This window comes from Vibrio sp. 1401, from assembly GCF_033340295.1.
Genome location: NZ_JAWOWF010000001.1, coordinates 181,656 through 201,945, shown reverse-complemented (window position 1 = coordinate 201,945; position 20,290 = coordinate 181,656). Strand labels below are relative to the sequence as shown.

Below are 20,290 nucleotides of genomic sequence, written 5' to 3'. Positions count from 1 at the left end.
AAGTTGCTCTGACTTAACTTTTATTCTAAACAGCAAATGACATGCCAAGCATTTATTTATTAAAAATCATATGGTTATATAAAAACCATTATTTTATCCAGTGTGCTATTGGTCATAATCACCAGATATTAGTGATTATGACCAATACGGCCATAATGATAATTAAAATAAATGATTATCTGCGCTCTAAAAGTTGAACTTGGTGCAGGCTCTATGGCAATTCATTGATTAATCGCTCGTTATCAAACGGTTCTGGGTGCATGTGGCGTCAGCTTAAGTCTATAATTTGGAGTAGGTAACACTCTGTAAGACAAGGAAATGTGCTTTGTTACAAACGCTCGCCAAGTTGCTCTTCCCCTCGCTGCTCACTATTTTATCGGCATGCTCATCCGTATCGTTGAATGACGCCAGTGAAAAGTCCACCAGCTTTCAGCTCGGTTATCAAAAGGATTCTGTTCTTGCGCAGTACTTTGAAGCTTACGGGAGAGATCCTAAGTCCATAACTGGCTTTGCACCGTTAAATCAGGGACACGATGCCCTTCTTGCTCGAACCTCTTTGATCGAGTCCGCCCAGAAAAGTCTTGATCTTCAATACTATATTTACCGTGGTGACGAAACGAGTCAGCTAATAACGTGGCGCTTGTATGAAGCGGCAAAGCGTGGTGTTCGAGTAAGGCTGTTGCTTGACGATATGCAAAAGCGAAACGACGATGTGATGGCTGCCCTCAATGCACATCCTAATATAGAAATCCGCTTATTTAACCCGCATCAGTATCGCGACTCCCGTTGGTTCGCTCTTGCTAGCGATTTTGAACGCCTTAATCGTCGTATGCACAATAAGTCTCTGATTGCAGACAGTGTTTCCGCCATTGTCGGAGGTAGAAATATCGGCAATGAATACTTCTCTTTTGAATCGCAAGTTGAGTTTGGTGATTTTGATCTTCTGCTCTATGGTGAGGCGGTACAACAAACTGCCGATCAGTTCGACCTCTACTGGAATAGCGCCTATGCGATACCAATGGAATGGATTACACCGAATTCACAGCAAATTACCGACCAAGCGATTCAAAAGCAGGTCAATAAACTCCGGTTAGAGGAAAAGTTTTCAACCGGCCGCTATGACTTCACCCAACTGGATATGTACCAAGATCTAAAACAAGGCAAACTCAAGCTCTACTGGGGAGAAGCGAAAGTATGGTTTGATCTGCCCGATAAAGTCGCAACCCGAGAGAGCCAACTTATTGATAATTTGTCGGAACTGGTTAAAAGTGTTGAGGATTCATTTGTGCTCATTTCTCCCTATTTCGTTCCAACTGAAGCAGGTACTCAAGCATTAAGTAACGCGGCCAAGCGAGGCGTTGATATCACGATTGTGACCAATAGCCTCGCGTCTAACGATGTGTTTGCCGTGCATGGTTGGTACGCAAAATATCGAAAAGATCTACTCGAAGCTGGAATCAAGCTTTGGGAAGTAAAAGCGAGCGCAAAACTCAAAAGTAAGTGGAGCATCACGGGGAGTAGCAGAGCAAGTTTACACGCTAAAGCAATGACGATTGATAACAAAACACTTTTCGTTGGTTCAATGAACTGGGACCCACGTTCGGCAGCTTTGAATACCGAAATGGCAGTTGTTATAGAACAGCCAGAATATGTGCAAATGTTTCTAGAACAACTGCCGAATCAACTGTCGAGTAACGCCTATGCCTTAACTCTGCGCGACGGGGACATTGTCTGGACCGACGTAAAAACAGGCGAAGAATACGACTCCGAACCAGAAGCAGGAGTATGGCGAAAAATGGGTGCTTGGTTCTCCGGAATATTACCAATTGAAGATCAGCTATAACAGTTGCCAATACTGCAAACCTACCCAGTCAAGCGAAACAAAATGGACGCTAGTTTTGGGGCTGGGGGGCACAACCAACATAAGGAAGTTCAATGCCAGCGCAATGGAATGAATACTATCAGAAGATTTTAAGCCAACCTCACCGCCCAAACGTGGAAAATGCCCTGAACCTACTTAAGATAGAAGGCAAAGTCGCTCTCGATATTGGCTGCGGAATAGGTCGAGACAGCCACTTTCTCCTCGAACAGGGATTTAAGGTTCACGCATGTGATAGCAATGAAGATGCAGTAAAAACTTGTTTAACACGCTTTGAAGGTAATAAGCGATTTTCGGTTTCGCAGTGCTGTTTTACTGAATTTAATTACCCTCAGTGCAGCTTGGTTATCGCAAATGCCAGTTTGTTCTTTTGCCCTGACACAGGCTTCAAACAAGTCTGGACAAAAATAGACAGCGCATTACAACCGGGCGGTATCTTCTGCGGCGATTTCTTGGGAGTGAAAGACTCCTGGGTTACCTCCGAAATGCACCCAAACATTACCGCATTAACAAAAAAGGAAGTGGAAAGCTTATTCGAGGGTTACGACCTCATTTCATTGCATGAAAGAGATGAAGACGGGACCACTGTAGTAGGAAGCCAAAAACATTGGCATATGTTTAGTGTGACCGCTCGAAAGCGCTAAAAATGGTCTCTCAATAAAGAAAGCAGCACTTCAAATCAGTGCTGCTATCAGAGATTAATTGACGGGATACACCACTTCAAAACGCTCTAAAACCAGCGTACGTTTCTCATGCCAATCGATGTTCAACTCATCGCATTCAGCTTTAAAAAATGCAGTATGAGCATCACGCCACCAGTTTAAGGTTCTATCACCTTCGCCTTCTGCGAAGGCAAATTCTGCGGTTACATCCTCATATTTGCATGTACTTACGTCAGTAATTCGTATCACGCAAACCGGGTCCCCATCCCAATTCGTCACTACTTGTAAATGACCGACTTGGGGCATGGTTTCACCATGTTCTCGATACCAAAGCTCCAAACTGCACGATGCAGTTTTCTGTCCAATACGAACCAAATCTGCGCATACATTCGCGTTGTATTCGTCGGCACAATAATAGTCAGCACTGACTGATGGTACAGCTTCCCTTTGTTCTGGTGATAATAATTCTAGGAATTGTTCTAAGTAATCCTTAGCTCGCGCGTCCATGCTCACTCCATTAATCATAAATTCGCAAGGAGGATAAAAGATATCACAACAAATAACCACCAGGAACAAACTGAAAAACAACAAGAATATGACTTCTACGAAGACGACAGTTATTTCTTTTGTAATAACTTTGCTAAACGTTTGTGCTATTTGCTATTGTTGCATGGTCTATCTGTACTCTTCTCGTGAAAGGACGTTATATGCGCTTATTTATTGGTATTTTTTTCTCGCTGATACTTGCCTTGCCAACAATGGCATCGGAGGAAAAGTATTCAGAATCGGATCTGTTAGATAGACCATTAATGGAACGCTATATTTTAGATGAACTAAAAGCGCTGCGTCAGGACTATCAAAGCCTAGAAAAGCGAATGATCACAGAGATCACCGATCGCGAGCTAACGGTCGCAGATAAATCGTTGAACTATGCCAACGTGACCGTTACATACTTCTTCTACATCATTGCTGGTGTCGCATCGCTGATTGCCTTTGTCGGATGGCAATCTCTGCGCGAGTTTAAACACAACACCAAAGAGATGGCTGATAAACGATTGGAGAAGATCGCCCAAGAATATGAGAAAAAGTTTGTCGCCCTTGAGCGAGATTTAAAACGCAAAACTCGCATTATCAGCGAAAACAACAAAGAGATTGAGAAAATCAACGAGATCCATAACTTATGGCTACGTGCACAAAGCTCTCAAACTCCAGAACAACGTATTGAAATCTATGATGAAATCTTATTAATTCGTCCAGGTGATTTAGAAGCGTTGACTTACAAAGCCGACGCAGCGATGGAAATCAACGAATACCATTGGGCACTTAGCATTTGTAACCGCGTACTTGAAGTCGATTACACCAACGGCCCTGCACTGTATCAACGCGCGTGTGCATACTCTCGCCTTGGTATCGAAGAGCAAGCTATTGAAGACTTGGAACGCGCAATTGAATACAGCCCATCCATTCGTGATTTACTTGCCGAAGAACGAGACCTCGAATTGCTGCACGGTAATGAGCGTTTTGAAAAGCTCTTACATCTAGCAAGCGAATAATGGAATAAACAGCATGAGCAGCCACTTTAATCTAGAAGACGCTAGCCAAGTATTGGTTGGCGCTTTTGCCCTAGCAGTCCCGATCTCATTTTCGGAGGAAGCGTGGCGATTGGGTGAGAGCCTACCAATGGCAAACTTGCTCATGCTGTTAAGTCTTTCTGTCATTTTCCTCAGTTTTTTCGCGTATCAAAGCGTGTTTCAAAGCCACATCAAGAATCGCGTATCCATCTTTATTTTTCGTGTGGTTATCGCGTACCTCATTGCGGCCGTTGTGGTAGCGTTAGTTCTTTTCTGTCTTGATAAACTGCCACTCATGAATGAGCCTTTGGTTGCGATAAAACGCGTTATCGTCATCACAATGCCTGCTTCGATGGGCGCGATCGTAGTCGACAGTTTCGACAAAGAATAGAGATAATCGCTACTCTTCTTCTAACGTTAAGTTCGACCCCGAGTGGTCTTTCCCTAATATATCTTCTGGGTTTCGAAGTGCGCAGGTTTCTAACGACAAGCACCCGCAGCCAATGCATCCGCCTAAATCGTTTTGCAACGCTTTAAGTTTTTGAATCTTTTGTTCTAACTGTTCATGCCAATGGCTTGCCATTTCTTCCCATTGCGCTTTGTTAGGGGCTTGGTGTTTCGGCAGTTCATCTAACGCATGTTTAATTTCTTCTAACGACAACCCAACTTGCTGCGCTGCTTTGATCACCGCAACACGGCGCAACACACTGCGATGGTAGCGACGCTGATTACCTTGATTTCTCCAGCTCGAAATCAGTCCTTTTTGCTCGTAAAAATGTAGGGCAGATACTTTCACTCCAGAACGTTTTGCCACTTCTCCTACGCTGATTTCCATCCTTGACTCCCTGCGTATCAATTTTGTTAAAAAAATGCTTTACCTCAAGTTTACTTGAGGTTTTAAAGTTGCACCATCTTAATTAACGCTAAACCCCGGCGATCTCAAGATAATGTATTCAGCGCGAACGACTTGGTTGTTAACCACAAGACAGTTGGACATCAACCTTTTGAAATCCATCGGGAGTTAGAGGCAAACATAATGAAAAATAAAACTCAGCCGTACTTAGCTGGCCGCTTCTTCGACAGTATCTCCTCTGGCTTATTCATGATGGCGCTGCCATGGGTCATGCTTTCCGAACCTAACATGGGCACTTTCGTAGCTTTAGTATCTCTGAGCTGCACCGCGATTTCTTTTCTAGCAACGCCTTTCTTTTCCACTTTAATTGACCGACATTCACGCAAAGTACTACTCGTGCTCAATCAATGGATTCAATCGGGTATGGCTTTGGTGGTGTTCATTGCTTATTGGTTAGGGTTCGAGTCACACTGGTTGCTGGCTTTTGCACAATTGGTGTATTGGGTTTCGAGTAATTTTGCATGGACGACCAACAACGCTTTCACCCAAGAAAATTATCAGCACCATGAGTATGCGAAAATTTCGGGTCAGCAAGAAATTGTAATGCAATCCACAACCCTCGGAGCTGGCGCGTTGGGTATTGTTTTGCTTGAAATGTGGGGTATGAAAGAGTTTGCTTTGTTTGCGGCCAGCGCCTCTGCGTTAGCAGCGATGTTCTATATTCTGACGCCTTATACCCAACAATTAAGGGCATCAAAATCCGTTGCTTTCATCGCGCAACTCAAAGAGAGCAAACAAATATTCCGCCTCGAACCCCGATTTTATGGCTTTATTCTGCTCTCTTGCCTCTCTTATCCTGCATTGACGTATTTGAGCAAACTGGTGCCGATTTGGTTTTCTGAACAAGGCATCTCTGGCGATTGGTTTGCAGGGTTCAACATCAGTTTTGGCCTCGGCTCGTTGCTAACCGGCTTTATTGTCACCAAAGTGCTAAGCCGTGCCTCCCATAGCCACATTATGTTCGCTTCGATGGTTATGGTCTCTTTTGCGCTTATCGGGATGAGTTTTGCGATGAGCCCGCTGACCATCTTATTGTTTACGGCGCTGTTTGGCGTATTTAACGCGCTAAATCGCATTGCGAGAGTCAACTGGATGCATCACACCGTAGCGGTTCATCAACGAGGTCGCGTCGATGGCGGCATCAGCATGTTTGCCACCACCATTCAATCTCTCAGTTACGTCCTGATTGCAATGTTGAGTCATTACGAACTAACACAATACGGTTTTGCAATCGCAGCTGCTGTCATGGTGTTAGCAGTGATTTTGATGGGATTACTCAGTCGAGACGTAGAGCCGTTTAACGACCTGCCCCTTCATGCAGCAGCAAAGTGAAGCATAGAAATTGAGAAGTTGAGAAATTGAAAAAGCGAGATAGGAAGGCAACCAACATCGTCTTCCTATTTTTTACGCCAGCACTTTTACCTCTATCGCTCATCAGCAAGGTTGGGTATTCTGAGGTGAGCAACATGAGCAGAGGGAAATCGCAGTGAACTTAAGGCAATTAGAAGTCTTTTACGCCATTATGCAAGCAGGAACGGTGTCAGGCGCGGCTCGCTTACTGCACGTTTCCCAACCTAATGTCACTCGAGTTCTCGCCCATACAGAACAACAACTGAGCTTCGCTTTATTTGAGCGTGTAAAGGGCCGTCTCGTTCCCACTCAAGAAGCCAAAGCCTTATTGCCAGAGGCTGAAAAAGTCTATCAACAACTCGGACAATTTCGCTCTCTGACCAACAAAGTCAAACAGGGAACTCAACATTTACGAGTCGGTGCTCCGCCTGTTTTGGCCGCACACTTGTTAGCGCCGACTGTCGCGTTGCTGTCGAAAGAGCACGGCATCTCCTTTGAGCTCTCAACGGCTAATCGCGATGAGCTGTGCTCAGGTTTACTGAAACATGAATTGGATGTCGCCATTGCGTTCGGTGAAGAAACGCCACCAGCGATCATGGGACACATGTTATTAAAAGAAAACTTGGCGCTAATTGCCCCTAAAAGCGCAGCGATACCCACAGAAAAAACCGTCACTTTAGAAGAACTCATCAGTCACGATTTACCCATTATCGGTTTAGATAGCCGAGACCCTCTGGGCTTATTGCTGCATCAAACCTTATCGGCGCGTGACGAGCATTATCAACATGCCATCACCGTCCGCAGCTACTCCGCGGCGGCTGAACTGGTGAAAAACGAAGCAGGATTCGCGATTGTAGACCCTTGGACTGCAAAACAATATCGCCAAGATAATGCCGTTTCCGTGCATGCTTTGGAGCCAAATATGTCCTTCTCTGTCTCTATTTTATTCGCAGAGCACACACCTCAATCCATTGCGACAAAGCAATTTATCACCGCCCTAAAACAACAGATGGTTTAAAGGTATAACCTGAAGTTATACCCGCCTAACAAATAAGCATTCGGTTTCCTAAATCAGTCTGGCTACATTAATGAGCAATAACGATGACGAAGGGAACCATCATGCAAATTGCTCAACCTTACCTACTCTTTCTTGGCGATGTAACCGATCCACTCGCAGCAAAAACCGCGCGTGGCATATATCAATGGCGACCTGAGATTTGTCTTGGCCAAATCCGCCTGACGCCAGAAACCGTATCGCTTGGTTTAACCGACATGACACTACAACAAGCGCAGCAGCAAGGAGCAAAAACGCTGGTGCTCGGCACAGCAAATCCAGGAGGCGTCATTCCCGAAGCTTGGCAAGCAACCTTACTTGAAGCGGCAGAGATGGGGTTTGAAATTGCATCGGGCATGCACCAACGTTTGGCGGAATTTTCTCCTCTTGCCGATCTAGAACAACGCGGATTAACCAAACTGTATGATGTTCGCCATTATGATGCCCCGCTCAAGGTCGGCAATGGCAAAGCTCGCGCAGGCAAGCGAGTACTTACTGTAGGGACAGATTGCTCCGTTGGCAAAATGTACTCTGCCCTTGCCATTGAGCATGCATTGAAGCGTAAAAACTGTCGTGCAGAGTTCAAAGCAACGGGTCAAACCGGAATTCTCATCGCAGGCAGTGGCATTTCGATTGATGCCGTAGTTGCCGATTTTATCTCCGGCGCAGTAGAAGCGATCAGCCCTGAGTTCACCGATCACGATTGGGACATCATCGAAGGGCAAGGTTCATTGTTTAACCCTTCGTTTGCTGGCGTAAGTTTGGGCTTACTTCACGGCGCACAAGCTGACGCTCTGATACTGTGCCATGAGATTGGTCGCCCGCACATCCGCAACTTACCACATGCGAGCTTGCCAACCATTGAACAAACGATAGAAGCGAATCTGGCCGCTGCTCGCCTAACAAATCCAAACGCTCAATTAGTGAGTATTTGCTTAAACACTTCGGCGCTCAGCGAAGAAGATGCAGCCCAGTTATGCCAGGGTTGGAGCGACAAATACCAAGTGCCCGTCACCGACCCTGTACGTTTTGGCGTTGATGCGGTTGCAGATAGGCTCCTTACGATTTAAGAAACATTTACGGTTTAGAAAATAACTGCGGTTTAGGGAAACTAGTGAGATGAAAATTCATGTAGAACCTGTCACGCTTGCCATGGCGACACCATTTCGCATCTCTCGCGGCAGTCGGACAGAGTGCCACGTAGTCCGCGTGACAATTGAACATCGAGGCATGACCGCCCAAGGTGAATGCACGCCATACCCTCGTTATGGTGAATCGGTTGAATCGGTGATTAAGGCGATTTCTCACGCCGCACATGAACTGCAAAGTTTGTATGCCAAAGGTGATGCTGATGTGATGGCTCTCAAAAGCCAGCTTCAATCGTTATTACCCGCAGGGGCGGCAAGAAATGCATTGGATTGCGCCCTTTGGCATCTTCACGCGCTTTTGAGCCAAAAGCAGCAGGTTCACGACCTCTTTACGTTACCCGAGGCGATTGTGACGGCGATGACGGTTTCTATCGACAAGCCGCAAGCGATGGCAAAACAGGCACAAGCTTACCTTAGCCAAGGCGCAAAACTGCTTAAGGTAAAACTGGATGGTGAAAACGTGATTGAGCGCGTTGCAGCAGTACGCGATGCCGCGCCGCACGCACAAATTGTCTTAGATGCGAATGAAGCGTGGCAAAACCTCGACCTCGCGACGGTATTTGCTCAACTCGAACCGTTTAATATCACCATGATCGAGCAACCGTTGCCACAAGACTGCGACGACGTACTCGCCAGCATTCCGCACCCCATTCCACTTTGCGCCGATGAAAGTTGTCACACCAGAGAGCAATTGCATCAGTTGGTTGGCAAATATGAAATGGTGAACATTAAGCTAGATAAAACTGGCGGGCTCACTGAAGCACTATTATTATCCGACGACGCCCAAAAACTCGGTTTTAGCCTCATGTCCGGTTGTATGTTGGGGACGTCGCTTGCGATGCGTGCTGCCTTACCCATTGCTGCTCAGGCAAGCGTTGTCGATCTTGATGGCCCGGTGCTGCTCGGACAAGATGTAACGCCAAGCTTGGTTTATTGCGACGGCGAAATCGTTCTTTCCAAATAGCCTAAACAATCCAGAGGTTTTGCTCCAAAAGTCAGAACCTCTGAGTTTATGATCTCGATTAAAAAACAATCAGCCCCATCATGAAATAAGTCACATAAATTATATGGTTATTGAGGCATGCTAAGATTCCAGTAGTCCAAGAAGGTGGTCTTATGCATCGAGTCATCCGGAAAATGACGTGGAAAACGAATAGGCGGTAATCCCGCCCTACTCCAATGCAGTGCGTGGGTTTCTATAACAACCCACTTCCTAGCAATTCGTAGGTTTTTCACGCCATCTTGCAAGGAGGCTCTATGCCTATCAACAAAATACGCAATATCGCTTTTGTCGGCCAAACCGGGACCGGTAAAACCACGCTGATAGAAAAACTGCTCTTCACCTGCGATGCCACGCACCATTTAGGCAGCGTAGAAAAAGGCGATACCGTTACCGACTTCGACCCTCAATCCATCCAATATCAACACAGTATTGAAGCAACGCCAGTCGCACTGCGCTGGAATAAACACCGGCTCAATATCATCGACACTCCGGGACAAAACGAGTTACTTGGCCGTACTATCAGCGTTTTTCCTGCCGTTGAAACATCTGCCCTTGTCATCGACCCTCAAACCCCACTTAACCAAACTTCCGATCGCTTATTCACCTTTGCTAAAGAGCAGCAAAAATGTCAGATGATCATCATCAATAAGCTCGATAACCACGGTAATCAGTTAGAAAGATTGATGGAGAACATCGTTGAGCATTTTGGTGACCACTGCTTGCCGATCAACTTACCTTCGGCTGACGGGGAATCTGTAGTTGACTGCTATTTCGAACCAGAATTGGGACGAGAAACCTTACTTGCAACGGTAGATGAAGCTCATGAGACCTTAATTGACCAAGTCATCGAAGTCGATGAAGAACTGATGGAACTGTATCTGGAACAAGGCTCCGAACTCACCGCAGAGCAACTGCATGATCCGTTTGAAGAAGCACTGAGAACTGGACATGTGATTCCGGTCTGTTTTGTCTCAGCACAAACCGGCGCGGGCGTCGAGTTGCTGCTGCGCACCTTGGCGGAGATCATGCCCATGCCAAACGAGGGTAACCCTCCTCAACTGGAAAAGAACGGCAAAAAAATCAAAGTAAATTGCGAAACCTTAGAGCACACCGTCGCACACGTGTACAAAGTCAGCGTCGACCCATATATGGGAAAACTTGCCTACTTACGTGTGTATCAGGGGGAAATCAATGCGGGCAGCCAGCTTTATATTGGCGAAAGCAACAAGGCATTTAAAGTTGGGCACTTATATCAACTGCAGGGCAAAGATAGAACCGAGATCCCTCGCGCGCTTGCGGGCGACTTCTGCGTTTTAGCCAAAGTGGATGATCTCGAATTCGATTCAATCGTTCATGACTCTCACGAAGAAGATGGAGTTCAACTCAAAACGTTGGATCTTCCTGACTCCATGTATTCTTTGTGCTTGAAGCCTCTTAAGCGTGGAGATGAGCAAAAATTAGGAGATGTGCTGAATAAAATTGCCAGTGAAGACCCTTCTCTGCGCATCGAACATCGCGCTCGCACCAACGAAACCATCATCAGCGGCCAAGGGGAGTTTCACCTCAAAGTCGCATTAGAAAAGATGGCGAACGTGTACAAACTGGACGTCGAAACCTGCCAACCAAGCGTCGAATACTTTGAAACCATCACCAAACCTGCCGAAGGGCATTATCGACACAAAAAACAAAGTGGCGGTGCAGGTCAGTTTGGTGAAGTGCAATTGAAGGTTCGTCCACTCGAACGTGGCGCCGGATTTAAGTTCATCAACAAAGTGGTGGGTGGCGCAATTCCAACCGCGCTCATTCCTGCTGTAGAAAAAGGTATTTTGCAAGCGTTAGAGGAAGGCGCGATTTCTGGCAACCCAATTAAGGATGTGGAAGTCACCGTTTATGACGGTAAATATCACTCCGTCGATTCGAAAGAAATTGCGTTTGTCATCGCAGGTAAGAAAGCGTTTTTAAATGCGATTAACAACGCCGATCCTATTGTGCTAGAACCCATTGTCCAGATGGAACTGCACATCCCAACCGCGAATGTTGGCGATGTTTCTGGTGATTTATCTGGCAACCGAGGCTTAATCGAAGGCTCCGAGCCAATCGACAGCAGCTTCACCTTACTCAGAGCCAAGTCACCTGTAAACGAGCTGCAAGATTACGCTCGTCGATTACGCTCTATCACTGGTGGTGAAGGCAGCTTTAGTATGACCTTAAGTCATTACGAGCCTGCGCCACCAGCAGTGCAAAAACAGGTCTGCCAAGGCAGTACACAACAAGGTTAATTCCCTAAGATTCAAATCAATCACATAAACAAAAAAGCGCCCTCATTTTGAGGGCGCTTTTATGTAAAAGAAAAATTATTTATCGAGAGACAAACCTATCTGACTGATTTTGCTTTCAAACTCTTCGATGCTGTTCGCTTTGTAAGTCGGAGCACCGTTAAAGTAGCGCGGTTTCTCTGGCAGCATCGCATTTTTCAGCTCTTGTTCTTGATCGATATTGTCATGGTAAACCGTTACACGATTTGGAATATCCTGCTTCATTACAGCCATTTTGGTTCTCCTTTATTAAAACGAATAGTAAGCGTAGAACGAATTTATCGGAGTACAGGCGAGACTGTGTAAAATTTAGACACTCACAGCAAAATCATATTTAAACAGTTGCATTTAATATTTTTGAGGCACTTTGTCGTGGCTATTGGCAAACGTGAGTGCAGCGATTAAGGTGAGCTCTCTCTACATGAAGACAGGAAGTCCGGTGTCGCAACAAGAACTCAACCAAATGGGCAGTGCCAAAGTTTTTCTCATCGAAAAAGATGGCGTCCAAGTAATAGAAAAACGTAACCCTACTCAAATAGAAGTGGCGTTTTATCAACGCCATGCCGAGCAGTTTAACGCGCTTGGAATACACGTACCGCGCTTGATTCAACTCGACGACCAGAAAAACGTTCTGTACATTGAATACGTTCCCCACGCAGTCGAGCAAGCATTCTTACTTGAAGATGATCGAGTCATTGAACAACTCTTCAAACTGCACCGACTTCCACCAACATCAGATGGTGTTTATCACCGCCACCAGTGGACACCACAAGCGACTCAACAAGCACTCGCAACACTTAAACTGGGCTCAGAGACAGAACAGTTCTTCCACCAGCTACAACAACGATCGGCGCACCTTTTCGATGGGCAGAACTTGATCTCCGGAGACACCAATGCAGGAAACTGGGGACAGCGCCAAAATGGCGAGCTGGTGCTGTTCGACTGGGAGCGCTTTTCTACAGGGCATGTCGCGATAGATTTAGCGCCGCTCATCGAGGGCATGGGCACATTTGATGATTACTTGAAGGTGGCAGGCAAGTATGTAAAGTGCGCCGAGAAAGGTGAAACAACAGAATTGGCGCGCGATATCGGACTAGCAAAAGCGTGGATCGTTGTCGAGGTAGTCAACATACTGGTCTCCAGAGAGAATCCGCAGACCAGCAAGTATTTGGACTGGTTTCGGCAAACCTTGCCGCAATGGGCCAAAAGCCTTAGCGCTCAGGTGATGAGTTAGGCTCTGAGATTTGATATAAACGCCTTTCAGGTTCTGCGCATGAGGTTTCGCAGTTGCATACTTTATCAACACCGACGTTGTTTAAACCGCCGCAACTTCCTTGAATACGCTTGTTATGAAAAATGACGCCAAGTGACATCAACAAAATGATTGCGAGAAAACCAAGAAAGGTAAATAACCAAACCATATTAACCTGCCTTATTAGCCATCGACTCTAGCTTAAGTATAGCAGGGCTAGATGTTGCTTTGAGTAGCGCTTTAGGTCTTGCCAACAAGGAGGGTTTTGATTTTTGGCCACCACAACCACAGGAGCCGCAGCCGCCTTTTTGTTTGTGAACACTTTTCTTATGATTGTTTGATGGGCGTCCTTGAGAGGGCTCAATCAAAGGCTCTCTTGGAACCGCAAGCACATCTTCCAATGAACTACGAGTAGACAGCCTAAATACTGGCGTGCCACTGCTAAGTAGCTTTGCCAATGCACGTTCACCGATATTTCGCACAAGAACAGCATCCACATTGTACCCTTGTAGAGACTGAATCAACTGAGACTTCGCATTACAACCAGCTTGTGGCATAGAAGCAATGTTCGCTAAGTTTTTTAGCATACCGTCAGTATCAGAATAAATAGCAATGTATGGTGCTTTTACAAAGTGGTTTGCCACCCGCTCACCATCATTAGGAATAGCATAAATCATAAGTTTGACTCCTCATTCGGAAAAACTAATGCATGACCTTCAACTAAACTTTTTGCGACTTTCAATCTTGCACTTTTTACTGTGTTACCAAAAGTTTGTCTGGAAACGCCCATCTGCTCCGCAGCTTGCTGCTGGCTAAGCCCCTCTAAGTCGGCTAAACGTAGCGCTTCTAACTCTTCTGGTAATATGGCGACTTGCTCCAACTGATTAAATGGAATGCCATTGGGCTTAAAGCAATGGTGAGCCGCACGTCCGCATATTCGTCTTTCTATCTTTGGTCTTGCCATCATTGTCCCTCAAAAACACAGAGTCAAATTACGCCTTAAACTGGCATATGCCAATAACATTTTTAGCATATGCCAATAAACTAAGTTTGCAAAAATCAACACGACAAATACGTAATACATCAGCATTAATTAGACATCTAATAATTTAGAAATTTCGATGACAAACGAGCAAAAAGATCAATTCTAATTAACCGGATAATAAAAACGTTAGTTTGCGCAGATTTTTCATACAAATACACGCTAATGTGTTCATTTTATTGAAGAAGAAAAACTATAATCCAAGCAAATCATTAGTTTGAACACTAATGATTGTTTTATTTTAAAGGATGTATACCTAAGGAACGAAAAAGAGAAGTTTGACGATATTCGCCTGAGCTTAAAGAGTAATACGTTCGATAAAGAACCTGTCGAACGACCATTACTTGGCCTAGGTGCCCTACTCTTCTTGCCAAATTAAGTTTCTTGAAAGCGCTTAGGTATATCAGAAAAAGGAAGTACATATGTCTGACTCAAATTGGCTCAGCGAATTCCCGGAAATGGATGCCTCTGATCTCAGGGCGATTCGCAAAACACTCGACGGCGCCTACAGAGATTTCTCTCGCGAGTATGGTGAACTCATTGAGTCTCTGTTTGATCCGCTCCTGGCGTTTCTTGTCTGGTTTGAAAAACTTCTGATTTCTACACCTTGGTTCATTATTTTAGGTGTCTGCACCACTCTCGTTTATGCCGCTAGCCGCTCTTGGAAACTGGCCGCTGCATGTTTTGGTTCGCTGATTCTGATTGGCTATTTTGGAATGTGGGAAGATACTATGCGCACGCTCAGTATCATCACTGTATGTACTATGCTTGCCATCGCACTTGGTATCCCTATCGGCATCGCTATGGCGCGCTCTAATCGCATTCAGTCGGTGGTAACACCATTACTCGACGTCATGCAAACCATGCCGGCATTTGTGTATCTCATTCCAGTTGTGATGTTATTGGGCATCGGGAAAATTCCTGGCCTTATCGCAGTAGTGATCTACGCGATTCCACCGGTTATTCGTTTAACCAATTTGGGCATTCGTCTAGTTGATAAAGAAGTATTGGAAGCCGCAACCGCATTTGGTGCCAGCACTCGGCAACGGCTTTTTGGGGTTCAGCTTCCGCTTGCAATGCCAACCATCATGGCGGGAATTAACCAAACGATCATGATGGCACTGTCAATGGTGGTCATCGCATCAATGATTGGGGTAAAAGGTTTAGGTCAGCCTGTTCTAAAGTCTATTACCAATCAATATTTCACTCTTGGTCTTCTCAATGGTTTAGCAATTGTCGCCCTAGCAATCCTTTTTGATCGTGCTTCACAAGCGTATGCGAAACGCACTCAAGCTCATTTAGGAGACTCAAAACATGACTAGTCCACTTATCGAAATCAGCGGTCTGTATAAAATCTTCGGCCCCAAGCCCAATAGCGTGATTGAGCGCGTTAAGTTGGGACATAGTAAAGAGCAGGTTTTAACGGAAACGGGCCACACGGTCGGACTAAAAGACATCAACCTGCAAATTCAAAAGGGTGAAATTTTTGTCATTATGGGATTATCCGGTTCTGGAAAATCCACCATGATTCGCCACTTCAACCGATTAATCGATCCAACCATGGGGCAGATTTTGGTAGAAGGGGTGGATGTCATGCAACTTTCGAACAAAGAGCTTGAACAGTTTCGCCGTCACAAGATGTCTATGGTGTTCCAGCGCTTTGGTTTGCTGCCTCATCGCACTGTTATCGACAACATCGCATATGGTTTGGAAGTTCAGGGAATGAATAAAGAGGCGCGCTTAGAAAAAGCAAATGAATGGTTAGAAACCGTTGGACTGACGGGTTATAAGCACCAGTATCCTGCTCAACTATCGGGTGGACAGCAACAGCGTGTGGGCCTTGCACGGGCACTGGCTACCGACGCCGAAATACTGTTGATGGACGAGGCTTTTTCAGCATTGGACCCTCTGATTCGGAGCGAAATGCAAGATCAGCTGGTAGAGCTGCAACAGAAGCTGCACAAAACCATTATTTTCATTACTCATGATTTAGATGAAGCGCTTCGACTTGGCGATCGCATCGCGATTCTTAAAGACGGTGAACTTGTCCAACAAGGTTCACCAGACGAAATTTTACTGCATCCTGCCGATGAGTACGTTGAAGCCTTTGTAAAAGACGTCAATAGAGCGCGAGCACTGACAGTCGAAACGCTGATGCAGCCACCTTCGTACTGTGTTCGCGCTGAAACCATTGAAGATGCACTAAGTGAAATGAAACGTGTTAAACGTGATTATGCCTACCATGAGACCAATGCAGGCTATCAAGGCGTGATAACACAGCAAGGATTGCTAAACGCAGCGAAGTTAACTCATATATCAGATTGGCGTGATGATATCTATGAAGAGGTGCCTATCATCTCTCCACATTTAGCCATTGAGCAAGTGCTGACTGAAGTCATGTCGTGTGAACATTCACTGCCCGTCATCGATGAGCACGGCCATTTGAAAGGCGAATTAAATCGTCAGGTTATTGCGGAGCTGTTTTCTGATCAACGAAGCACAAAACGAGGCACTTCACGCTCAAGCTTCAATAACGTTTCTTAGATGATGTTGATAATACAGCTCACAACAATGTGGGCTGTTATCAATTAACTCACTCCCACTCCCACTCCCCTTTTTAGATATTTATCTGTGGGCTCAAGCTTGATACCCAAAGCAACATTTACATTGTTCTGATTTTCCTGACAATTTCATGCTCATATCCGGTTTTATTGACATAGTTAGATCATTCTATTGCTTTTTGATGACGCAAATCCTCGATAAATGTCTACTATTACTCTCATACAAAATCTTGATTTAAAGAGGGATAAAATGAAAAAGACAATGTTGGCACTAACAGGCGCGGTAATCATTCTTGCAGGCTGTCAAGATGAGAAACCTGCCGAAACAAGCGCAGTTGAAGTACCTCAGGCAACGGAAACTGAAGTCACCACCAGTGCAGACGTTACGACTGAGACAATTGACACGTTACCAGTAGAAGAAGAACAGGTAATTACTGAAGAGACATTTGTAGACTCTGAACACAACGCACAAAGTGCTCTGGACTGGAACGGCACCTACAAAGGAACACTACCTTGCGCGGATTGTGCTGGTATCGATATGACCATCACACTAAATCAAGATGGCACTTACGTACTTGAAGAAAGCTACCAAGACAAAGAAGACGGTCAATCAAAATCTGAAGGTCAATTCACTTGGGACGCAAATGGCAGCATCGTAACGTTGACAAATGAAGATGCACCAAACCAATACTTTGTTGGTGAAAACGTACTTATGAAGCTAGACATGAATGGCGAAAAAGTAACGGGTGACCTAGCACCACTATACAACTTAACGAAACAGTAAGAAGTTAGTATCAATACCTGATAAATACCCCAAATCCGAGCCACCCCAGCTCGGATTTTTTCGCTGTTTTAACGAAAGCTATTCCAGCAACCTTTCTATTCTGAAGCAACATTCTGCTTCTTACCCTGATTGTTCATTACATTTCCATACGCTTTGCCGATAGATGCTTACAACGTCATTTTGTACAGTGTTCAAAACAAAACAGAACAACTCGGAAAAATGATGAAAAAAACATTAATTGCACTACTTACTCTGACAGCTGCTGGCTCAGCTTTCGCTGGCGATACTTACATTCGTAACGGTAACATCTACAACAACGAAGGCGGTTGGAACGTAGAAGCTGGTGTGGCTCAAGGCAGCGATCTTTTCAAAGATCAAAAGCATAATACAGCACCAATTCTCAACGGTGGTTACCATGGTGACGACTTTAATGCCGACCTAAGTGGCATTAACTACCGCTTCTTCGGTAACACCAATGAGTTAATCAACATGAGTGCCTACCTTGTAGGTAGTGGTGTAATGCGCGACGGTGATACAGCGAAAAGCCTGAAAGGCACAGATAAACGCCGTTTCGCCGTCGATCTAGGTTTAAACGCAGACTTTACACTGGATCAAAACAACGTCATTTCTACGTACCTTCAGCACGATATCAGTGGTGCTTACAAAGGTTACTTAGCGGGCGCGACTTACTTCCACATCATGAAATTCGGTAGTGTTGATTTTGTTCCTTTTGCTAACCTAACTTATCAAAGTGAAGACTACGTAGATTACTACTTTGGTGTAAAACAACGCGAAGCAAACGCAAACCGCAAAGCATACAAAGGTGATTCAACGGTAAGCTATGGTGTGGGCTACAAACTTGTTATGCCAATCAACGACAACTGGCAAGTAAGCCAAATGACACAATACACGCGCCTAGGCAGCGGTATCAGCGACTCTTCTATCGTTGATAGCGCAAACCAATGGGTTGTTGGCGCAAGTGTGTCGTACAACTTCTAATCCGATACGCCCTTATAAAGCCATCATTTCGATGGCTTTATGCGTTGGACATTTGCATAATCTTGAACACCGACTCTAGTGTGAATGAGCAATCCATAACCTATGTAAATCGCTATAGCCTGTATTCTTCACCTGCACACCTCGCACTTGCTGTATTTTTGTCACTTCTTCGTAGCCAACAAACAAAGGCAAATATAGGTACTGATCGCGCAGCGCTTTCTCTAGGTTTAATAAAGACTGTAGCGAGTGATCATCTGCCATCGCCCTGCGAACCTTTTCTCTATGGCTTAACATCTGGCTTTGATCAAAACTAAAACGCAGTCCAGTTGCTATCGACAGCCATTCGAAGATGCCATATTCAAATGGTGCTTCCATGACTTCCTCAATGAAGAGCAAATCTGCTTGGTGAGACACTACCTCAGGAAAACTAATGTCATCAATAACAATGATCTCTAACTCTAATCCCGTTGCACGAATCACACTGTGCAACCATTCGGAATGACGAATTAAACTCGGAATCGTCCAGACAGGTTCAGCTAATACCACTTTACCTTTCAGTTTAGGTATCACAACACCATCTGTTATTGATAAATCTTGCTCGTGAGTCTCTAACTGAATGCTGTCAACGGCACTTGGCGCATCATAAATTCGCTTTTGCACATGGATGTAATCAGCGAGTTGATACCAAGTCTCTTTTGTGAGTTGGGATTCCACGCGTTCGCGGTAGGTCAAATATGAAAATGCGCTAATTTTTTCCACTTCAACGTGATCGGAGCTTTGGTTAAAGCTCAACATATTTAAGGTTTTAACATCACCATGAGACAGCGTTATTTGATCTAACAATGCGCGTGCTGAAAAATACTCTTTGTGCGCTTCAAGAGTCATACTCTCCTGGTTCCAGCCGCTGATTTTAAATGGTCCAGTCCCTATGTGGTAGGAATAACTAGAACCGAAAGAGACGACATCTCGACACAGAATAGACGCATGAGGAGTTGCTAGCATGTATGGAAACAACTTGTTCGGATGCTTCAATATGATTTTTAAGCAGTTAGATGTTTCTGCAACCACGCTATCAATGCATTGCCAGAGCTCGTGAACTGGTCCTTTTATCTCCCTGAGTCTTTCTATACTCCAAACCACATCCTGTATGTTAAGGGGCTCGCCATCATGGCGATATATGCCTGGCCGCAACCATAACGTCATTACCTTGCCTTCCATTTTCCATTCATGTGCTAACGATGGCTCGATACCACCATTGGAATTTTGGGTCAGCAATACGTCATAAACGCTTTTCGCGACGTGTAATTCAGTGTGACGGTAAGTATTCGCAGGGTCGATTTTGGATACCCAAGGGTAAGAAGAAATCAAAATAGCGTTATTTGATTCATTCAATCGATTCACTTTTTCAGAAGCGATGGTTAGTGCTCTAACCGCGGTTTGACCGAACCAATCAATAAGTTTCGTTATTGAGTTCATTCTTCCTCTGCCAAGCTCCTCAACCAAAAACTCGGTCATCGCTTGTTGGAGGGAAATATTAATACTGAGACGGCTAGCGTTACTTCGGCCAATCGCAGGTTGCCAATCGACCCAATCGTAAGTGGCAAGCTTTTTCATCACAATAGAAACATTGCGCCTCGACGTGCAAATCACCGCTTCTAGCTCAGAAAGCGTAACAAGGTGATACTGGTGAGGTTCAAAGTGCTTTAACAGTAGATCCAGATACCTAAGATTGACATCGTTCACAAAGATTCCTAAGA

The 20,290-nt window shown here is 45.1% G+C and carries 21 protein-coding genes; 14 read left to right on the top strand and 7 right to left on the bottom strand.

The genetic code is table 11. The features are described from left to right. Positions 1–325: 325 nt before the first annotated feature. The gene (locus R7Z77_RS00985; RefSeq protein WP_213895803.1) at positions 326–1,843 is read left to right on the top strand and encodes a phospholipase D family protein; all 1,518 of its coding nucleotides are present in this window, start codon (positions 326–328) and stop codon (positions 1,841–1,843) included. 92 nt (positions 1,844–1,935) lie between these two features. Continuing rightward, a complete protein-coding gene (locus R7Z77_RS00980; protein WP_064354524.1) occupies positions 1,936–2,523 on the top strand; it encodes a class I SAM-dependent methyltransferase in 588 nt (195 codons plus the stop codon). Between the two features lie 54 nt (positions 2,524–2,577). On the opposite strand, the gene R7Z77_RS00975 is transcribed toward R7Z77_RS00980, so the two are convergent. Beyond that, positions 2,578–3,048 carry an ASCH domain-containing protein gene (locus R7Z77_RS00975; RefSeq protein ID WP_005373887.1) on the bottom strand — a complete coding sequence of 157 codons (471 nt, stop codon included), beginning with the start codon at positions 3,046–3,048 and terminating at the stop codon, positions 2,578–2,580. 200 nt (positions 3,049–3,248) lie between these two features. On the opposite strand from R7Z77_RS00975, the gene R7Z77_RS00970 reads away from it, so the two are divergent. Beyond that, positions 3,249–4,094 carry a tetratricopeptide repeat protein gene (locus R7Z77_RS00970; protein WP_005373890.1) on the top strand — a complete coding sequence of 282 codons (846 nt, stop codon included), beginning with the start codon at positions 3,249–3,251 and terminating at the stop codon, positions 4,092–4,094. Between the two features lie 13 nt (positions 4,095–4,107). Continuing rightward, positions 4,108–4,503: a DUF2391 family protein gene (locus tag R7Z77_RS00965; protein WP_005373896.1), complete on the top strand. Its 396-nt coding sequence runs from the start codon at positions 4,108–4,110 to the stop codon at positions 4,501–4,503. 9 nt (positions 4,504–4,512) lie between these two features. Here the strand turns inward: R7Z77_RS00965 and soxR are convergent, their stop codons facing one another. After that, positions 4,513–4,947, bottom strand: a complete 435-nt coding sequence (gene soxR, locus R7Z77_RS00960; RefSeq protein ID WP_064354523.1) for a redox-sensitive transcriptional activator SoxR — start codon at positions 4,945–4,947, stop codon at positions 4,513–4,515. A 201-nt stretch (positions 4,948–5,148) separates the two neighbouring features. Here soxR and R7Z77_RS00955 point away from each other — a divergent pair, with 201 nt between their 5' ends. The 5 genes from R7Z77_RS00955 (at position 5,149) to fusA (ending at position 11,859) form a co-directional block, all read left to right on the top strand. Further along, a complete protein-coding gene (locus tag R7Z77_RS00955) occupies positions 5,149–6,357 on the top strand; it encodes an MFS transporter (RefSeq protein ID WP_017635140.1) in 1,209 nt (402 codons plus the stop codon). 154 nt (positions 6,358–6,511) lie between these two features. Continuing rightward, positions 6,512–7,393 (top strand): LysR family transcriptional regulator, encoded by an 882-nt coding sequence (locus R7Z77_RS00950; protein ID WP_047102778.1) that lies wholly within the window; start codon positions 6,512–6,514, stop codon positions 7,391–7,393. Positions 7,394–7,494: 101 nt separating this feature from the next. Continuing rightward, a complete protein-coding gene (gene dgcN, locus R7Z77_RS00945; protein WP_064354551.1) occupies positions 7,495–8,499 on the top strand; it encodes an N-acetyltransferase DgcN in 1,005 nt (334 codons plus the stop codon). 49 nt (positions 8,500–8,548) lie between these two features. After that, the gene (gene dgcA, locus R7Z77_RS00940) at positions 8,549–9,541 is read left to right on the top strand and encodes an N-acetyl-D-Glu racemase DgcA (protein WP_064354522.1); all 993 of its coding nucleotides are present in this window, start codon (positions 8,549–8,551) and stop codon (positions 9,539–9,541) included. Positions 9,542–9,834: 293 nt separating this feature from the next. Then, the gene (gene fusA, locus R7Z77_RS00935; protein ID WP_064354521.1) at positions 9,835–11,859 is read left to right on the top strand and encodes an elongation factor G; all 2,025 of its coding nucleotides are present in this window, start codon (positions 9,835–9,837) and stop codon (positions 11,857–11,859) included. Positions 11,860–11,934: 75 nt separating this feature from the next. On the opposite strand, the gene R7Z77_RS00930 is transcribed toward fusA, so the two are convergent. Further along, a complete protein-coding gene (locus R7Z77_RS00930; protein WP_005373920.1) occupies positions 11,935–12,129 on the bottom strand; it encodes a hypothetical protein in 195 nt (64 codons plus the stop codon). A gap of 187 nt (positions 12,130–12,316) precedes the next feature. Here R7Z77_RS00930 and R7Z77_RS00925 point away from each other — a divergent pair, with 187 nt between their 5' ends. Beyond that, positions 12,317–13,129: a phosphotransferase gene (locus R7Z77_RS00925; protein ID WP_064354520.1), complete on the top strand. Its 813-nt coding sequence runs from the start codon at positions 12,317–12,319 to the stop codon at positions 13,127–13,129. On the opposite strand, the gene nqrM is transcribed toward R7Z77_RS00925, so the two are convergent. From nqrM to R7Z77_RS00910, 3 genes are read right to left on the bottom strand one after another with little or no spacing between them, the layout of a single operon-like run. Beyond that, entirely contained in the window at positions 13,107–13,316 is a 210-nt protein-coding gene (gene nqrM, locus R7Z77_RS00920; protein WP_017635136.1) for a (Na+)-NQR maturation NqrM, read from the bottom strand. The genes R7Z77_RS00925 and nqrM overlap by 23 nt on opposite strands. A 1-nt stretch (position 13,317) precedes the next feature. Further along, a complete protein-coding gene (locus R7Z77_RS00915) occupies positions 13,318–13,824 on the bottom strand; it encodes a NifB/NifX family molybdenum-iron cluster-binding protein (RefSeq protein WP_064354519.1) in 507 nt (168 codons plus the stop codon). Beyond that, positions 13,821–14,111, bottom strand: coding sequence for a DUF134 domain-containing protein (locus R7Z77_RS00910; protein ID WP_005373924.1), 291 nt, complete (start codon positions 14,109–14,111; stop codon positions 13,821–13,823). Before R7Z77_RS00910 ends, R7Z77_RS00915 begins: the two co-directional genes overlap by 4 nt. A 500-nt stretch (positions 14,112–14,611) precedes the next feature. On the opposite strand from R7Z77_RS00910, the gene R7Z77_RS00905 reads away from it, so the two are divergent. The 4 genes from R7Z77_RS00905 (at position 14,612) to ompV (ending at position 18,533) form a co-directional block, all read left to right on the top strand. Then, positions 14,612–15,511 carry an ABC transporter permease gene (locus tag R7Z77_RS00905; RefSeq protein ID WP_005373926.1) on the top strand — a complete coding sequence of 300 codons (900 nt, stop codon included), beginning with the start codon at positions 14,612–14,614 and terminating at the stop codon, positions 15,509–15,511. After that, positions 15,504–16,733: a glycine betaine/L-proline ABC transporter ATP-binding protein gene (locus R7Z77_RS00900; protein WP_005373928.1), complete on the top strand. Its 1,230-nt coding sequence runs from the start codon at positions 15,504–15,506 to the stop codon at positions 16,731–16,733. Before R7Z77_RS00905 ends, R7Z77_RS00900 begins: the two co-directional genes overlap by 8 nt. A gap of 267 nt (positions 16,734–17,000) precedes the next feature. Then, positions 17,001–17,534: a copper resistance protein NlpE gene (locus tag R7Z77_RS00895; RefSeq protein WP_005373930.1), complete on the top strand. Its 534-nt coding sequence runs from the start codon at positions 17,001–17,003 to the stop codon at positions 17,532–17,534. A 222-nt stretch (positions 17,535–17,756) separates the two neighbouring features. Further along, positions 17,757–18,533: an outer membrane protein OmpV gene (gene ompV, locus R7Z77_RS00890; RefSeq protein WP_017635134.1), complete on the top strand. Its 777-nt coding sequence runs from the start codon at positions 17,757–17,759 to the stop codon at positions 18,531–18,533. A gap of 75 nt (positions 18,534–18,608) precedes the next feature. Here ompV and R7Z77_RS00885 read toward each other — a convergent pair whose 3' ends face one another. After that, the gene (locus tag R7Z77_RS00885) at positions 18,609–20,276 is read right to left on the bottom strand and encodes an ABC transporter substrate-binding protein (RefSeq protein WP_213967459.1); all 1,668 of its coding nucleotides are present in this window, start codon (positions 20,274–20,276) and stop codon (positions 18,609–18,611) included. Positions 20,277–20,290: the final 14 nt, after the last annotated feature.

Excerpts from the sequence above, each read along its gene's own strand:
- R7Z77_RS00980 (WP_064354524.1), top strand. The coding sequence starts at position 1,936 with ATGCCAGCGCAATGGAATGAATACTATCAGAAGATTTTAAGCCAACCT.
- R7Z77_RS00975 (WP_005373887.1), bottom strand. The coding sequence starts at position 3,048 with ATGGACGCGCGAGCTAAGGATTACTTAGAACAATTCCTAGAATTATTA.
- R7Z77_RS00970 (WP_005373890.1), top strand. The coding sequence starts at position 3,249 with ATGCGCTTATTTATTGGTATTTTTTTCTCGCTGATACTTGCCTTGCCA.
- R7Z77_RS00965 (WP_005373896.1), top strand. The coding sequence starts at position 4,108 with ATGAGCAGCCACTTTAATCTAGAAGACGCTAGCCAAGTATTGGTTGGC.
- soxR (WP_064354523.1), bottom strand. The coding sequence starts at position 4,947 with ATGGAAATCAGCGTAGGAGAAGTGGCAAAACGTTCTGGAGTGAAAGTA.
- R7Z77_RS00955 (WP_017635140.1), top strand. The coding sequence starts at position 5,149 with ATGAAAAATAAAACTCAGCCGTACTTAGCTGGCCGCTTCTTCGACAGT.
- dgcN (WP_064354551.1), top strand. The coding sequence starts at position 7,495 with ATGCAAATTGCTCAACCTTACCTACTCTTTCTTGGCGATGTAACCGAT.
- dgcA (WP_064354522.1), top strand. The coding sequence starts at position 8,549 with ATGAAAATTCATGTAGAACCTGTCACGCTTGCCATGGCGACACCATTT.
- fusA (WP_064354521.1), top strand. The coding sequence starts at position 9,835 with ATGCCTATCAACAAAATACGCAATATCGCTTTTGTCGGCCAAACCGGG.
- R7Z77_RS00930 (WP_005373920.1), bottom strand. The coding sequence starts at position 12,129 with ATGGCTGTAATGAAGCAGGATATTCCAAATCGTGTAACGGTTTACCAT.
- R7Z77_RS00925 (WP_064354520.1), top strand. The coding sequence starts at position 12,317 with ATGAAGACAGGAAGTCCGGTGTCGCAACAAGAACTCAACCAAATGGGC.
- nqrM (WP_017635136.1), bottom strand. The coding sequence starts at position 13,316 with ATGGTTTGGTTATTTACCTTTCTTGGTTTTCTCGCAATCATTTTGTTG.
- R7Z77_RS00915 (WP_064354519.1), bottom strand. The coding sequence starts at position 13,824 with ATGATTTATGCTATTCCTAATGATGGTGAGCGGGTGGCAAACCACTTT.
- R7Z77_RS00910 (WP_005373924.1), bottom strand. The coding sequence starts at position 14,111 with ATGGCAAGACCAAAGATAGAAAGACGAATATGCGGACGTGCGGCTCAC.
- R7Z77_RS00905 (WP_005373926.1), top strand. The coding sequence starts at position 14,612 with ATGTCTGACTCAAATTGGCTCAGCGAATTCCCGGAAATGGATGCCTCT.
- R7Z77_RS00900 (WP_005373928.1), top strand. The coding sequence starts at position 15,504 with ATGACTAGTCCACTTATCGAAATCAGCGGTCTGTATAAAATCTTCGGC.
- R7Z77_RS00895 (WP_005373930.1), top strand. The coding sequence starts at position 17,001 with ATGAAAAAGACAATGTTGGCACTAACAGGCGCGGTAATCATTCTTGCA.
- ompV (WP_017635134.1), top strand. The coding sequence starts at position 17,757 with ATGAAAAAAACATTAATTGCACTACTTACTCTGACAGCTGCTGGCTCA.